A 13,162-nucleotide genomic window follows, 5' to 3' on the forward strand; every position below is an offset into this window, starting at 1 on the left:
ACGTTATTCGTCAGATCGTGCCGTAAGGTGACCCGCACCATATTCCAGCAGCATCCGAAAAAGCAACCTGACCGGCTCAAGCAGGAGCATCCCGAACACGATGCCGAACAGACGGTCAAGGCCGGGCTCGAGGTCTGCTGCCGCGTAGGCGTCCGGCACCAGGATCACAAGGAACGCAAGCGCGAACTGCGTGCCGAGGTAGCTGACGCCCGACTTTCCGTTTTCGATGTGCTTGCCTATGACGACACCGAAGCACACACCAAGTGTCATCAATAGCGGGCTGTGATGGGCCGACACGAGAATCGCGGCCGCCAGCAAGCCGCCGGCCAGGCAGCCCGCGAACCGGTGAATCAGCTTGGTGGAAGTCGGCTTCCGCGGTAACGACAGGCTTGAAATGGGCACCGTCATCACCGCCATGATGGTAATGCTCGACTGGTCAAGCGATTCGATGCCGAGAAGCCGCCACGCAACCGGAATCAGACCCAGCGCGATAGCGCCCTGCATCGCATGCGAGAACGCGGGTCCGTTCCAGAACGCGACGCCCTGAGAAGCCAGCGGCTTTGCCGGCCGGGACGGGGCAGTTCTGCCAGTACGGCGAAGCGTCACCGTTGACGCCGCACTGACAAGCACGCATGCCGCTGTGCCGATCAGCACTTCTTCGAACCGCGACAGGGCAAAGTCCACGACCATGCCGTCCGGATGCTGCATGCCGTCGATCAGGACCATCGCAAAGGTCAAGCCCGCAAACAACCACGCGTAACCTTTCTGGCTGATCAGCGCCCCATACAGCGTGAGAAAACCAAACGCAACCAGAAGCGCGCTTTGCAGCCACGAAACGTCGTGACCCTTGTTCAGCGCGATCACTGCGAGCAGCGCGCCCGCGGCCGTTCCGGCTACCCGCAGCGCACCGCGCCCGAAGGTCTCGGCAACATGCGAGCGCATCACCATATAGCCGCTGAATGCCGCCCATCCGACGTTCCGCAGGCCCATCAGATGCGCGGCGGCAATGGCCAGCAGCACAGAAAGCACCGCTTCGATCTCATCAAACAAGCGGGCTTTCGACGTCGGCCAGCTTTCGAAATCGCCGAGCGCCGCGCGAATGGCTCGAGCCAGATCGACAGCCGTATCCCTGATCCTACCCATTGTGACCTGCCGAGCCTCCCTACATGTTCGGATAGTTCGGCCCGCCGCCGCCTTCCGGCGTGACCCATACGATGTTCTGCGTCGGGTCCTTGATATCGCAGGTCTTGCAGTGCACGCAGTTCTGCGCGTTGATCACGAGGCGCTCGCTGCCGTCGTCGTTCTTCACGAACTCGTACACGGCGGCGGGGCAGTAGCGACCCTCGGGACCTGCATATGTTTGCAGATTCACCTTGAGGGGCACCGACGCATCTTTCAGCGTCAGATGCGCAGGCTGGTTTTCTTCGTGATTGGTGTTCGAGATGAACACCGACGACAGACGGTCGAATGTGAGCTTGCCATCGGGTTTCGGATAATCGATCGGCTTGCACTGGGATGCCGGCTTCAGCATTTCGTGATCCCAGTGCTGGTGATGCAGCGTCCACGGCACGTTGCCGCCCAGCAGTTTCTGTTCGATGCCGACCATCAAGGTGCCGAAGTACAGGCCCTTGCTCATCCACTGCTTGAAGTTGCGCGCCCTGTACAGCTCGGTGTGCAGCCACGAAGTCTTGAACGACTCGGGATAGGCCGTCAGTGCATCGCTTTGACGACCCGCTTGTACTGCGTCGAACGCGGCATCGGCGGCGAGCATGCCCGTCTTGATCGCTGCGTGCGAGCCCTTGATCCGCGATGCGTTGAGGAAACCCGCATCGTCGCCGACGAGCGCGCCGCCCGGAAACACCAGCTTCGGCAGCGACAACAGCCCGCCTGCCGTGATCGCACGTGCGCCATACGACACCCGCTTGCCGCCTTCGAGAAATTTGCGAATTTCCGGATGCGTCTTGTAGCGCTGAAACTCTTCGAACGGCGACAGGTACGGGTTCGAATAACCGAGACCGACGACAAAGCCGACCATCACCTGGTTGTGGTCGATGTGATACAGGAACGAGCCGCCATACGTGTGCGTATCGAGCGGCCAGCCAGCCGTGTGAATCACCAGACCCGGCTTGTGTTTCAACGGATCGATTTCCCACAGCTCCTTGATGCCGATGCCGTAGACCTGTGGATCGGCGCCATCGCGCAGCTTGAACTTATCGGAGAGTTGACGGCCGAGATGCCCGCGTGCGCCTTCGCAGAACAGCGTGTACTTCGCGTGCAGTTCCATGCCGAGCTGAAAGTTCCCGGTCGGCTCGCCGTCCTTGCCGATGCCGAGATTACCCGTCGCCACACCTTTGACCGAGCCGTCGTCGTTGTAAAGCACTTCAGCGGCCGGAAAGCCCGGGAAGATCTCGACGCCGAGCGCTTCGGCCTGCTGGCCCAGCCAGCGCGTGACATTGGCGAGGCTGATCACGTAATTGCCGTGATTCCTGAAATTATCCGGCAGCGCCCAGTTCGGCACGGCTTTCGCGGCCGATTCAGTGAGGAAAAGGAACCGGTCTTCCGTGACTTCGACGTCCAGCGGAGCACCCTTGTCTTCCCAGTCGGGGAGCAACTCATAAAGCGCGCGCGGGTCCATCACGGCGCCCGAGAGGATGTGCGCGCCGATCTCCGAGCCCTTTTCGAGCACGCAGACGCCCATTTCTGCGCCTTTTTCCGCCGCGCGCTGCTTCAGACGAATGGCCGCCGACAGGCCCGCAGGGCCGCCGCCGACGATCACCACGTCATAGTCCATCGACTCGCGCGGGCGGTATTGTTCGACGAGGTTGCTATTGCTCACGATTGAAAATTTTGGGAAACGGCAGACTGGTCATCAGGACCGCACATCATCAAGAATGCTCTGCGCTTTGAGAAAAACGGGCCGGTCGACCATTTTTCCATCAACGGCCACTGCCGCACCATTGGCGTTCTCGAACGCGCAAAGCACTCGTCGCGCCCATTCCCGCTCCGCCTCGCTGGGGGCAAAGGTACGGTTGACGATCGATACCTGGCTGGGGTGAATGCACAGTTTCCCGGCGAATCCGAAGCGCCTCGCTTTTATCGTTTCTGCCCGCAGTTGCCCGGCGTTGTCGATCGACGGCGTGACACCGTCGACAGGTGCGCGGATGCCAGCAACCCTGGAGATCATCGTCAACTGAACACGAAATGTATCCAGTCCGTCCCCGTCCGACTCCATATTCATATCGGCACCGAAATCCAGTGTGCCGAACATGAGTTGACGCACGCATGGGGCCTTCGCAATCTCCAGCGCATTCCACATTCCCCTGGCGCTTTCGATCAGCGGATACACCGGAATCTTTCGCCTGATACGCGAAATCAGGTCGATCACGTCATGCGCACTTTCGGCCTTCGGCAGGACGATGCCGGCCACGCCACGCAGTTTCCCCAACTCCACATCCCGCTCGTAATACGGCGTGCTGGCCGCGTTGACCCGGACAAGAACCGGACGCTCCGGCGCTAGCCACGCTACTACGTGGTGCCTCGCGACATCCTTGTCTTCGGGCGCGACGGCATCTTCGAGATCGAGGATGACTGCATCGCCGCCGCTACCCAGCGCTTTTTCAAACCGGTCAGGCCGGGAACCCGGTACGAACAGAAACGAACGATACGGCCTGCTTTGAATCTCTGACATGGCTTTTCCTGAGGAACCGGTGGCGAGTTGCTTACAAGGCGCCAGCCAGTTCAGGCACGAGCGTGAACAGGTCGCCGACGAGGCCGTAATCCGCGACGCTGAAAATCGGCGCTTCTTCGTCCTTGTTGATCGCTACGATCACCTTCGAGTCCTTCATGCCTGCGAGGTGCTGAATCGCGCCCGAGATGCCAACCGCGATGTACAGCTGCGGCGCGACGATCTTGCCCGTCTGGCCGACCTGATAGTCGTTCGGCACATAGCCCGCATCGACGGCTGCGCGCGAAGCGCCCATCGCTGCACCGAGCTTGTCGGCCAAAGGTTCCAGCACCTTCGTGTAGTTCTCGCCGCTGCCCAGACCACGGCCACCCGACACGATGATGTTCGCCGACGTCAGCTCCGGACGGTCCAGCTTCGTCACTTCGCGGCTCACGAACTGCGAAACGCCTGCGTTTGCGGCAGCTTCGATCTTCTCGACCGATGCGCTGCCGCCTTCCGCTGCCACCGGATCGAAACCCGTTGCGCGGACCGTGATCACCTTGATCGGATCGGCCGATTGCACGATCGCGATTGCGTTGCCTGCGTAGATCGGGCGCTCGAACGTATCGTCGCTATCGACTGCCGTGATGTCGCTGATCTGCGCGACGTCGAGCTTTGCCGCGATGCGCGGCGCGATGTTCCTGCCGTAGGCGGTAGCGGGCGCGAGGATGTGCGAATAGTCCTTCGCCGGGTCTTGCACAAGCCTCAGCACCGTCGCCTCGACGTTTTCCGCCAAACCCGCTTCGAGTTGCGGCGCGTCGGCGAGCAATACCTTCGCAACGCCTGCCACCTTCGACGCCGCTTCAGCCGCCGGCTGCGCATTGTGCCCAGCGATCAGCACATGAATATCGCCACCAATCTTCTGAGCGGCAGCAACCGTATTCAGCGTCGCTGCCTTGAGCGCCGCGTTGTCGTGTTCAGCAATTACCAGAATCGTCATTTCTTTCGTCTCAGTATGCCTAAGCAGATCAAAGCACCTTGGCTTCCGTCTTGAGCTTCTCGAGCAGCGTCTTCACGTCCGGCACCTTCACACCGGCGGAACGCTTCGGCGGCTCGCAGACCCTCAGCGTCTTCAGACGTGGCGTCACATCGACGCCCAGGTCTTCCGGCTTCACGGTTTCGAGCGGCTTTTTCTTCGCCTTCATGATGTTCGGCAGCGTGACATAACGCGGCTCGTTGAGGCGCAAATCGGTCGTGACCACCGCCGGCAGCGTCAGCGACAGCGTTTCCGCGCCGCCATCGACTTCACGCGACACGGTCGCCTTGCCGTCAGCCACGACGACCTTCGAAGCGAAAGTCGCCTGCGGCAGATTCGCCAGCGCGGCCAGCATCTGACCCGTCTGGTTCGAATCGTCGTCGATGGCCTGCTTTCCGAGGATCACCAGCGAAGGCTGTTCCTTGTCGACCAACACCTTCAACAGCTTGGCGACAGCCAGCGACTGCAGGTCTTCATTCGATTCGATCAGGATCGCGCGGTCCGCGCCGATTGCCAGCGCAGTGCGCAGCGTTTCCTGACATTGCGCGACGCCCGCCGACACGGCGATCACTTCCGTCGCAACACCCGCCTCCTTCAGACGCACAGCTTCCTCGACGGCGATTTCGTCGAACGGATTCATCGACATCTTCACATTCGCAATGTCGACCCCCGTGTTGTCCGACTTCACGCGGACCTTCACGTTATAGTCAACCACTCTCTTGACTGGCACAAGAATTTTCAACGTCGTCTCCTGATGAACGGCACGGGAACACACAGCGCTCGAGCAGCGCCGCCGTTGCACGTTTACGTAGTAAAGATGCTGAGCCGGGATTTGCCACAGACTCCATTTGACAGCCAAGCCACGAGGCAATGCAAATACCGGATTTCTCTGGCCGCCATAGGTTTTACTTAGGGCTTTGGCGCGCCGTGCCGGAGAGCAAAGCCGCGCCGCGCGGCCATATCTCATACGCCGTCTCGATCCACCGCGAACGATCCACACGGCTCGTCTCTGGTGAATGTAAAAATTCCAATCGCCAGGGGAGCACGAGCAAGGGTGTTTCTCGCCAGGATGACATATCCTGTCGCCTTGCAATGCTCCCGCGTTACGCGCTCGCCGGTTGACAGCCTGGTTTCGATGCTTTAAAAAGTAAAGCATGAAAATTCCACGGCCAGGACAACCCGTACGCGGCTCGACCACCGGACGGCCGATCATGGTCGTGCTGGACCTGCTCGGGCGGCGCACCGCACTGCGGATACTGTGGGAACTTCGCGGCGAGGCGATGACGTTTCGCGCGCTCCAGGAAGCGTGCGGCACCAATGCCCGCTTGCTCAATACGCGGCTCGCGGAATTGCGGGCGTCCGGTCTCGTCGAGCACGGCGATGGCGGTTACCGGATGACAGCCGAAGGCCGGAAGCTCCTGAGCGCACTGCAGCCGCTGCTAGCGTGGGCGCGTCAGTGGGCGCAGCGCGATCCGGAAGGGTTTGCCGCCGCCGACCCCGATCACGCCGGCCGCGAGGCGTAATGCGCGGTTTCTCATGCAAGGGATGTTGCACACCGTGAACCATCTCCGCTGGAAGATCGTGGCATTGCTCGTGGCGCCGCTCACGTTCGTGATGACGCTCGACCGCACGGCCATGGCTGTCGCGGCCCCGACGATCCAGAACGAACTGGGCCTGTCGATCGTCGAGATGTCGATGATTCTCACGATCTACTTCTGGGCCTATGCAATCGGACAGATACCGGCCGGCCGCGCTGCCGAGCGCTTCGGGTCGCGCAAGGTGCTGTTCGGCACGAGTACGCTCTGGTCGCTCATGATGCTCGCCACGCCCCTTGGCACCTCATTTGCCTGGCTCTTCGGGTGCCGGCTCGTGCTGGGCGGGGCGCAGTCGGCGGACTGGTCGAGCAGTGTCGTCGCGCTCAAGCGCTGGGTTCCGGCCAGCGAGCGCGCGAAAGGCAACGCCCTGCTGCTCGCAGGACTCTATCTTGGCCCAATCGTTGCGGCACCCCTTACGGCGTGGACCATCGCGCGGTTCGGCTGGCATGCCGTTTTCTTCGGATTCGGCGCATTGGGCCTGCTGCTAGGCGCGATCTGGTGGTTCGGCTATCGCGACACGCCGGCGGCACATCCGCTCATCACGAAGGCGGAAGTCGAGTACATCGCCGCCGGCCAGCCACCCGAGCGCGCGGCCGCCAGGGGCCCGCTCAGCCGCTGTCTGAGGCAGTGGCGCTTCTGGATCTTCGGTGTCCAGTACTTCCTGCTGGTGCTGATCCAGAGCTTCTATACGACGTGGCTGCCAACCTACCTCATGCGCGCGCGTGGGCTCTCGCTCAAGGCGATGGGTCTGTACGCGTCCTTGCCCTGGGTCGCCGTGTTCGTGGCGGTATTCGTCGCGGGGGCGTTCAGCGACTGGCTGCTTCGAAAGACCGGATCGATCTATCGGGCGCGCACGCCCGTCGCGATGACCGGATTTGTCGTGAGCGCGCTCGCATTGACGGCGGCCTCGCGCGCGGATTCGATTGCGGTGGTTATCGGCTTGCTGTGCCTGTCCTTTGCGGCGGTGGGATTCGTGCAGGTAGTCGTGTGGTCTGCCACGCAGGATCTCGGGCGCGCATTTGCCGGTGTCATGTCCGGCTGGACGAACGTGTGGGGGGCACTCTCGAACGTCGCCGGCCCCATGACGCTGGCTTTGGTCGTCAAGGTCACGCATAGCTGGGCAAGCGGCATGATCGTGATAGGCGTGGCGGCCGCCTGCGGTGCGCTGCTGTGGCTGTTCGTGCACCCCGAGCGCCCCTTGCTCGATGACGAGGCGGCTGGACCGCCGCCGCCATCGGAAACGGGCGCGACAACAGAATCAGTCGGGAACGCTGGGGGTTCGCGCAATGATGCGCTTAGCAGGCATTGATCTGACTACCTTGCTGGTTCCCCGTTCAGGGCGTTTCCAGCCGCGCGTATACCCGCTTGTCATCCGTTTTTTTCCATGAAACACTGAGCCGCATCTGCTGTGCCGGATTCGATTCCGATATATCGGACACACAGCGGGGTGCGCGATCCGTCGCTTGCACGTCTGCGTGCAGTCATGACTGTCACGGTCGCGAGTTCCGTCCAGGATGGGATTCCTTTCACAGGGTCGAAAATGAGACTGTTCAAAGAAAGCGTAAGGGTCGCCTGTTTGTCCGCCGTCGTCGGCCTGCTGACGCTCACCGGTTGCACCAAAGTCGCGACGCCCGGCCAGGATGCCGCGACCGGCTCGACCTTGCAGTCGGTCCTGCAGCGCGGCACGCTGCGTGTCGGCGACTGTCTGACCTTCGCGCCATTCGGCTTCTACGACAAGAACGGGCAACCGGACGGCTACGACGTCGATCTCGCGAAAGAACTGGCGAAGCAGATGGGCGTGAAGCTCGAAATGGTCAACACGACGAGCGCCAACCGCATTCCGAATCTGCAGACCGCCAAGGTCGACGTGGTCTTCTGCAACTTCACGCGCAACCTCGAACGTGCGAAGGAAATCGCGTTCACGACGCCATATGTCGTCGCGAGCGAGGCGCTGCTCGTCAAGAAGAGCAGCGGCATCCAGTCGGTCAAGGACATGTCTGGCCATACGATTGCGACCGTCAAGGGCTCGACGAACGGCGACGAAGTCCGCGCGCTGGGCATCCCTGTGAAGATCCAGGAATACGACAGCTCGGAAGCCGCGATCCTCGCCGTCAAGCAAGGCCAGGCCGACGCAATGATCGAGGACAACAACTTCCTCGCCTATCAAGCGAAGCTGGACCCCGAACTGACCGTCACCAATGAAGCCCTTGTGCCGCTCGAATACAACGCGTTCGGTGTGAAATCGGGCGATCAGGTCTGGCTGAACTACCTGAACCTGTTCCTGTTCAACATCAACGCGTCGAAACAAAACGCGCAGCTGTACACGAAGTGGTTCGGCACCCCGCCCCGCTATCCGCTCAACCCGCAGTTCTGAACACGAACTCGCGGCGCAAGCGCCGGTACGACTTTGCGAAGGAATGGCGATGAGTTATCAATGGCTGACCCTGTGGGGCTACGTGCCCGAATTCTTTCAGGCCGCGTGGCTCACGTTGCAGGTCACGCTGCTCGCATTTTGCGTCGCGCTGATTCTCGGTCTGCTGACTGCGATCGCGGGCGCCTCGCATCTCGCGCCGCTGCGCGTCGTCGCACGCAGCTATATCGAGCTGATCCGCAATACGCCTGTGCTGCTGCAGATATTCATCGTGTTCTTCGGACTGCCGTCGCTGGGTTTGAACCTGAGCGCGTATACGGCGGGCGTGATTGCGCTCGGCGTCAATGTGGGCGCGTATATGGCGGAAGTTTTCCGCGCCGGCATTCAGTCGGTGCCGCGCGGACAGATCGAAGCGGCCGGCATTCTCGGCCTCGGCCGCTCGCAGGTGTTTATCGAAGTCGTCTTGCCGCAAGCGGCGCGCGCCGTCTATCCCGCCATCGTCAATAACCTGATCCAGTTGCTGCTCGGCACGTCGCTGCTCTCCGCAATCGCGTTGCCTGAACTGACGGGCACGGCGACCGTGATCAATGCGCGAACCCTGCTCTATATCCAGACGTTCTCGGTGACGCTGATCGCGTATCTGATTCTGAGCCACTGCCTGTCATGGATCGCGGAGCAGATCGGCGCACGCATGTTCCATCCGCCCCTCATGCTCAAGCAGCACACGCGCCGGCGGTTTCTGCTGATTGCGCGTCAGGCGAGTCGCACCTGAACCATCGAAGGGGAAACCGTCCATGTCAACCGAACTGCTGACGACCAGCCTGTCGATCCTGCTGCAGGGACTGGTCGCGACCTTGCTCCTCTCCGCGGCATCGATTGTCGGCGGCACGCTGGTGGGCCTCCTCGCCGCCGTGTTGCGCTCCTTCGGACCGTGGGGCAGCGCGCGCGTCGCGAAGCTCTACACCGAACTGTTCCGCGGCACGCCCGTGCTCATCACACTGATGTTCATCTATTTCGGCGTGTCGTACTTCGGCTATGCGATCGATGTGTTCGCGGCGGGCGTCGTCGGCTTGAGCGTGTACCAGGGCGCCTACATCGCCGAAGTGTTCCGCTCGGGCATCGAAGCCGTACCCAAAGGACAATGGGAAGTCTCGCAGATTCTTGGTCTCAGCAAGACGCAGACGTTCTTCTCGGTCGTGTTGCCGCAGACGGGCAAGATCGTATTGCCGCCGCTGATCGGTCAGTACCTGTCGCTGATCAAGGATACGTCGATCGTCAGCATGATCGGCATGTCGGAACTGATGCATGGCGGCCAGGCCATCGTCGACCGCGTCGGCAAGCCGGTCGAGATCTATGGACTCGTCGCCGTGCTGTATTTCGCCGTGTGTTTCCCGCTGTCGCAGTGGGTGCGCCACCATGATCGTAGGAGCCTGTCGTCATGACCATATCCATCGGGTCCAAGCCAGTCATCAACCTGAACGGCGTCAGCAAATCGTTCGGCGCCACGAAGGTGCTGAAGGAAATCAATCTCGAAGTGCGCCCCGGCGAAGTGCTCGTGCTGATCGGCGCATCCGGTTCGGGCAAGAGCACGGTGCTGCGCATCATGGCCGGTCTCGAAACGGCTGATTCCGGCGAAGTCTGGGTCAACGAAGTGCCGCTCCACGATGTGCGTCGCGCGAGGGAAATCCGCGGTCACGTCGGCATGGTATTCCAGCAGTTCAATCTGTTCCCCCACAAGACGGCGCTCGGCAATGTGACGCTCGCGCTGATCAAGGCGCGCAAGATGAGTCCCGCCGACGCGCGCAAACGCGCAATGGCCGTGCTCGACCGCGTGGGCCTTGCCGATCGCGCCGAACATTATCCGAGCCAGTTGTCGGGCGGACAGCAGCAGCGTGTCGCGATTGCGCGGGCCCTGGCTGTCGAGCCCGGCATCATGTTCTTCGACGAAGCGACCTCCGCGCTGGACCCGGAACTGGTCGGCGAAGTCACGGAAGTCATGCGCGGACTGGCGCGCGACGGCATGACGATGGTCGTCGTCACGCACGAAATGGGCTTCGCGCGCAAGACGGCCGACCGCGTCGTGTTCATGGACAAAGGCGTGATCGCCGAACAGGGCGTGCCGGAGGAAATCTTCGTCTCGCCGCAGAGCGAACGGACCAGGCAGTTTCTGCACCGCGTGCTCGATCATTGACGCGTCGCGTCTATCGCATCCATCGCGCAGGAACGAACGACAACGACACAAGAGCAAACCGCGATCCCTATCGCCGACGGAGTCTACGGAATGTCTGCACCAGAATCGTCACGGGCCCGGGGCGTGGACCGCGTGATCGGCATTCTCAGGGAACTGCATGTTGCGCGGCGTCCACTGACGATGCGCGAGCTGATCGAGGCGACGCGTGCGCCGCGTTCGAGCGTCTACGAACTGGTCACGATACTCACGGACGCGGGTTGGCTCGAAACGGCCGCGGACGGCAGCGTGTTTTTCGGGCGCGAGATGCACTACTACGGCGCCGATTACGCGATGCACAACGATCTCATCAGCCGCGCGCATCAGACCATACTCGGTCTCGTGCGCAAGTACGACGAGACCACGCAACTGTGCATGCTCGAGGGCAACAAGTACACGGTGGTGCTGTCGGAAAACAGCGCGCGCCCGTTCAACATCACCTCCGATATCGGCGTGAAGGTGCCGATTCCGTGGACGGCGACGGGACGCCTGTTGCTCGGCGAGCTGACAGACGACGACGTCCTTGCGCTGATTCCGGACGAAGACTACGTACTGGATGATGGTCGCCGCATCGGGTTCGACGACTTCATGCGGGACGTTCGCGACGCGGCTGCACGGGGCTATTGCTGCACGGAGGGCCTTTCGATGTCGTTCCGGCTCTGCATGGCCGCGCCCGTATGCGATCGTAGCGGCCTGCCCATCGCGGCGCTGTGCTTCATGACGGGGCGCGACACCGATCCCGCCAAGCGGGCCGCGATGCTCGACGATCTGATTGCCTCGGCGAAGGCGTTGTCGCAGCCGTCCATGCGGACGTGAAGCCGGCCGCCAGCCCTGCTTGAGCGCCCCACTTCAAGGTTCTGCCGCTACCTGCCGATAACGCACTTACGCGTTATTGGACGATCACGATGAGCCACGAAGAAGAAGATCTGGCCCGCAGTTCGCTTCAGGCCGCATTCCTGCGCCACGAGGACAGCCTTGCACCGCCCGGGCACCAGCCCGGCGAGGACAACCCCGCCGTTTATCGCACACTGCTCGAATCCACCCGGGCGATCCCCTGGAAGATCGACTGGGCGACGATGCAGTTCGCCTATATCGGCCCGCAGATCGAAGCACTGCTCGGCTACGCGCCGTCCACGTGGAAAACGGTCGATGACTGGGTCGCGCGCATGCATCCGGACGACCGTGAGGCCGTGGTGAATTTTTGTGTCGCGCAGTCGCAGGCGGGCACCGATCACGAGGCGGACTATCGCGCGCTTACGGCGGACGGCGGCTACGTGTGGATTCGCGACGTTGTCCACGTCGTGCGCAAAGAGGACGGCGACGTCGACGCGCTGATCGGCTTCATGTTCGACATCAGCGAACGCAAGCGTACGGAGGAACGGCTCGCGGAACTCCAGCGCGAACTGGAACGCCTCTCGCTGTCCGACAGTTTGACGGGCATCGGCAACCGTCGCATGTTCGACACGGTCATTGCGCGCGAATGGGCGAGTGCGGCAGTATCGTGCAAGCCGCTTTCGCTCGTGATGGTCGACATCGACTTCTTCAAGTCGTACAACGATTATTACGGTCACCTGCAGGGCGACGAATGTCTGAAGCGCATTGCGCGCGTGCTCGGCGAGGCAGCCGGAGCGAACGCGTTCCTGGGCCGGTTTGGCGGCGAGGAATTCGTGCTCGTGCTCGCCGACACCGACGCCGATCACGCCGTGCGCGTCGCGCAGCGTTGCCGCTCGCTGATCGCGGATGAAGGCATCGCGCATTTGCGCTCCCCGCACGGTCAGCGAGTCACGGCGAGCTTCGGAGTCGCCACCGGTGTGCCGAACGAAGGCATCGACGTCACAGCGTTCATCAATCTGGCGGATGCGCAGCTCTATCAGGCCAAGGATCAGGGACGCAACCGCATCGCGGCGGTGGACCGGGCAGGCATCGGCGGCGAAGGATTCAAGCTGCAGTCGCGCTGATCCTTGCTTTGATAGTGCGACGATCCTTCCGGCATACGGGCTCTTCACGAGAGTCGAGCGAGGGCAGTCCGGTCGGCGGTCGGGCCGTTGAGCCGATGGTGGATATAAAGCAGCGGTCCGCGAGCCGCACAGGCAGACGAAGAGGGCCGTGGGGTGGCACCCTTGTGTCCCTCGAGCTCTCACGCAACGGCGGTGATGTGAATAGCCAGTTCGAAACTGGCGCCCGTCAAGACATGGCCCGCTGTTGCGGCCTTTTTTCGGTTCTTCGCGGCTTCGGGGGAGGGCTCTTTTCGAACCTGACCGGTCTATCG

Annotated in this window: 13 protein-coding genes; 8 read left to right on the plus strand and 5 right to left on the minus strand. The window is 62.0% G+C overall.

The window, feature by feature from the left end:
• Window positions 1-3 precede the first annotated feature (3 nt).
• From C7411_RS28170 to C7411_RS28190, 5 genes are all read right to left on the minus strand, one after another.
• Window positions 4-1,143: an FUSC family protein gene (locus tag C7411_RS28170; RefSeq protein WP_110387827.1), complete on the minus strand. Its 1,140-nt coding sequence runs from the start codon at window positions 1,141-1,143 to the stop codon at window positions 4-6.
• 19 nt (window positions 1,144-1,162) lie between these two features.
• Window positions 1,163-2,791, minus strand: a complete 1,629-nt coding sequence (locus C7411_RS28175; protein ID WP_221206484.1) for an electron transfer flavoprotein-ubiquinone oxidoreductase — start codon at window positions 2,789-2,791, stop codon at window positions 1,163-1,165.
• Between the two features lie 78 nt (window positions 2,792-2,869).
• Window positions 2,870-3,688 (minus strand): HpcH/HpaI aldolase/citrate lyase family protein, encoded by an 819-nt coding sequence (locus C7411_RS28180; RefSeq protein ID WP_110387829.1) that lies wholly within the window; start codon window positions 3,686-3,688, stop codon window positions 2,870-2,872.
• A 31-nt stretch (window positions 3,689-3,719) separates the two neighbouring features.
• On the minus strand, window positions 3,720-4,664 hold the full coding sequence (locus C7411_RS28185) for an electron transfer flavoprotein subunit alpha/FixB family protein (protein WP_110387830.1): 945 nt from the start codon (window positions 4,662-4,664) through the stop codon (window positions 3,720-3,722).
• A gap of 28 nt (window positions 4,665-4,692) precedes the next feature.
• A complete protein-coding gene (locus tag C7411_RS28190; protein ID WP_110387831.1) occupies window positions 4,693-5,442 on the minus strand; it encodes an electron transfer flavoprotein subunit beta/FixA family protein in 750 nt (249 codons plus the stop codon).
• A 412-nt stretch (window positions 5,443-5,854) separates the two neighbouring features.
• Here C7411_RS28190 and C7411_RS28195 point away from each other — a divergent pair, with 412 nt between their 5' ends.
• The 8 genes from C7411_RS28195 to C7411_RS28230 all read left to right on the plus strand — a co-directional run bounded on the left by C7411_RS28195 (window position 5,855) and on the right by C7411_RS28230 (window position 12,851).
• The gene (locus C7411_RS28195) at window positions 5,855-6,223 is read left to right on the plus strand and encodes a winged helix-turn-helix transcriptional regulator (RefSeq protein WP_110387832.1); all 369 of its coding nucleotides are present in this window, start codon (window positions 5,855-5,857) and stop codon (window positions 6,221-6,223) included.
• A gap of 34 nt (window positions 6,224-6,257) precedes the next feature.
• The gene (locus C7411_RS28200; RefSeq protein WP_165822906.1) at window positions 6,258-7,604 is read left to right on the plus strand and encodes an MFS transporter; all 1,347 of its coding nucleotides are present in this window, start codon (window positions 6,258-6,260) and stop codon (window positions 7,602-7,604) included.
• A gap of 231 nt (window positions 7,605-7,835) precedes the next feature.
• Window positions 7,836-8,669: an ABC transporter substrate-binding protein gene (locus C7411_RS28205; RefSeq protein ID WP_110387834.1), complete on the plus strand. Its 834-nt coding sequence runs from the start codon at window positions 7,836-7,838 to the stop codon at window positions 8,667-8,669.
• 49 nt (window positions 8,670-8,718) lie between these two features.
• Window positions 8,719-9,438 (plus strand): amino acid ABC transporter permease, encoded by a 720-nt coding sequence (locus tag C7411_RS28210; protein WP_110387835.1) that lies wholly within the window; start codon window positions 8,719-8,721, stop codon window positions 9,436-9,438.
• 22 nt (window positions 9,439-9,460) lie between these two features.
• Window positions 9,461-10,108, plus strand: coding sequence for an amino acid ABC transporter permease (locus C7411_RS28215; RefSeq protein ID WP_110387836.1), 648 nt, complete (start codon window positions 9,461-9,463; stop codon window positions 10,106-10,108).
• Window positions 10,105-10,857 (plus strand): amino acid ABC transporter ATP-binding protein, encoded by a 753-nt coding sequence (locus C7411_RS28220; protein ID WP_110387837.1) that lies wholly within the window; start codon window positions 10,105-10,107, stop codon window positions 10,855-10,857. Before C7411_RS28215 ends, C7411_RS28220 begins: the two co-directional genes overlap by 4 nt.
• Window positions 10,858-10,947: 90 nt before the next feature.
• The gene (locus C7411_RS28225; RefSeq protein WP_110387838.1) at window positions 10,948-11,709 is read left to right on the plus strand and encodes an IclR family transcriptional regulator; all 762 of its coding nucleotides are present in this window, start codon (window positions 10,948-10,950) and stop codon (window positions 11,707-11,709) included.
• 89 nt (window positions 11,710-11,798) lie between these two features.
• Window positions 11,799-12,851: a GGDEF domain-containing protein gene (locus C7411_RS28230; RefSeq protein ID WP_110387839.1), complete on the plus strand. Its 1,053-nt coding sequence runs from the start codon at window positions 11,799-11,801 to the stop codon at window positions 12,849-12,851.
• The last annotated feature ends 311 nt before the right edge of the window (window positions 12,852-13,162 follow it).

Source organism: Paraburkholderia silvatlantica (assembly GCF_003096715.1).
In the GTDB taxonomy this organism is placed as follows: Bacteria; Pseudomonadota; Gammaproteobacteria; order Burkholderiales; family Burkholderiaceae; genus Paraburkholderia; species Paraburkholderia silvatlantica.

What these genes read in the sequence shown, in the direction of transcription:
- C7411_RS28170 (WP_110387827.1), bottom strand. Translation starts at nt 1,143, where the DNA reads ATGGGTAGGATCAGGGATACGGCTGTCGATCTGGCTCGAGCCATTCGC.
- C7411_RS28175 (WP_221206484.1), bottom strand. Translation starts at nt 2,791, where the DNA reads ATGGACTATGACGTGGTGATCGTCGGCGGCGGCCCTGCGGGCCTGTCG.
- C7411_RS28180 (WP_110387829.1), bottom strand. Translation starts at nt 3,688, where the DNA reads ATGTCAGAGATTCAAAGCAGGCCGTATCGTTCGTTTCTGTTCGTACCG.
- C7411_RS28185 (WP_110387830.1), bottom strand. Translation starts at nt 4,664, where the DNA reads ATGACGATTCTGGTAATTGCTGAACACGACAACGCGGCGCTCAAGGCA.
- C7411_RS28195 (WP_110387832.1), top strand. Translation starts at nt 5,855, where the DNA reads ATGAAAATTCCACGGCCAGGACAACCCGTACGCGGCTCGACCACCGGA.
- C7411_RS28205 (WP_110387834.1), top strand. Translation starts at nt 7,836, where the DNA reads ATGAGACTGTTCAAAGAAAGCGTAAGGGTCGCCTGTTTGTCCGCCGTC.
- C7411_RS28210 (WP_110387835.1), top strand. Translation starts at nt 8,719, where the DNA reads ATGAGTTATCAATGGCTGACCCTGTGGGGCTACGTGCCCGAATTCTTT.
- C7411_RS28215 (WP_110387836.1), top strand. Translation starts at nt 9,461, where the DNA reads ATGTCAACCGAACTGCTGACGACCAGCCTGTCGATCCTGCTGCAGGGA.
- C7411_RS28220 (WP_110387837.1), top strand. Translation starts at nt 10,105, where the DNA reads ATGACCATATCCATCGGGTCCAAGCCAGTCATCAACCTGAACGGCGTC.
- C7411_RS28225 (WP_110387838.1), top strand. Translation starts at nt 10,948, where the DNA reads ATGTCTGCACCAGAATCGTCACGGGCCCGGGGCGTGGACCGCGTGATC.
- C7411_RS28230 (WP_110387839.1), top strand. Translation starts at nt 11,799, where the DNA reads ATGAGCCACGAAGAAGAAGATCTGGCCCGCAGTTCGCTTCAGGCCGCA.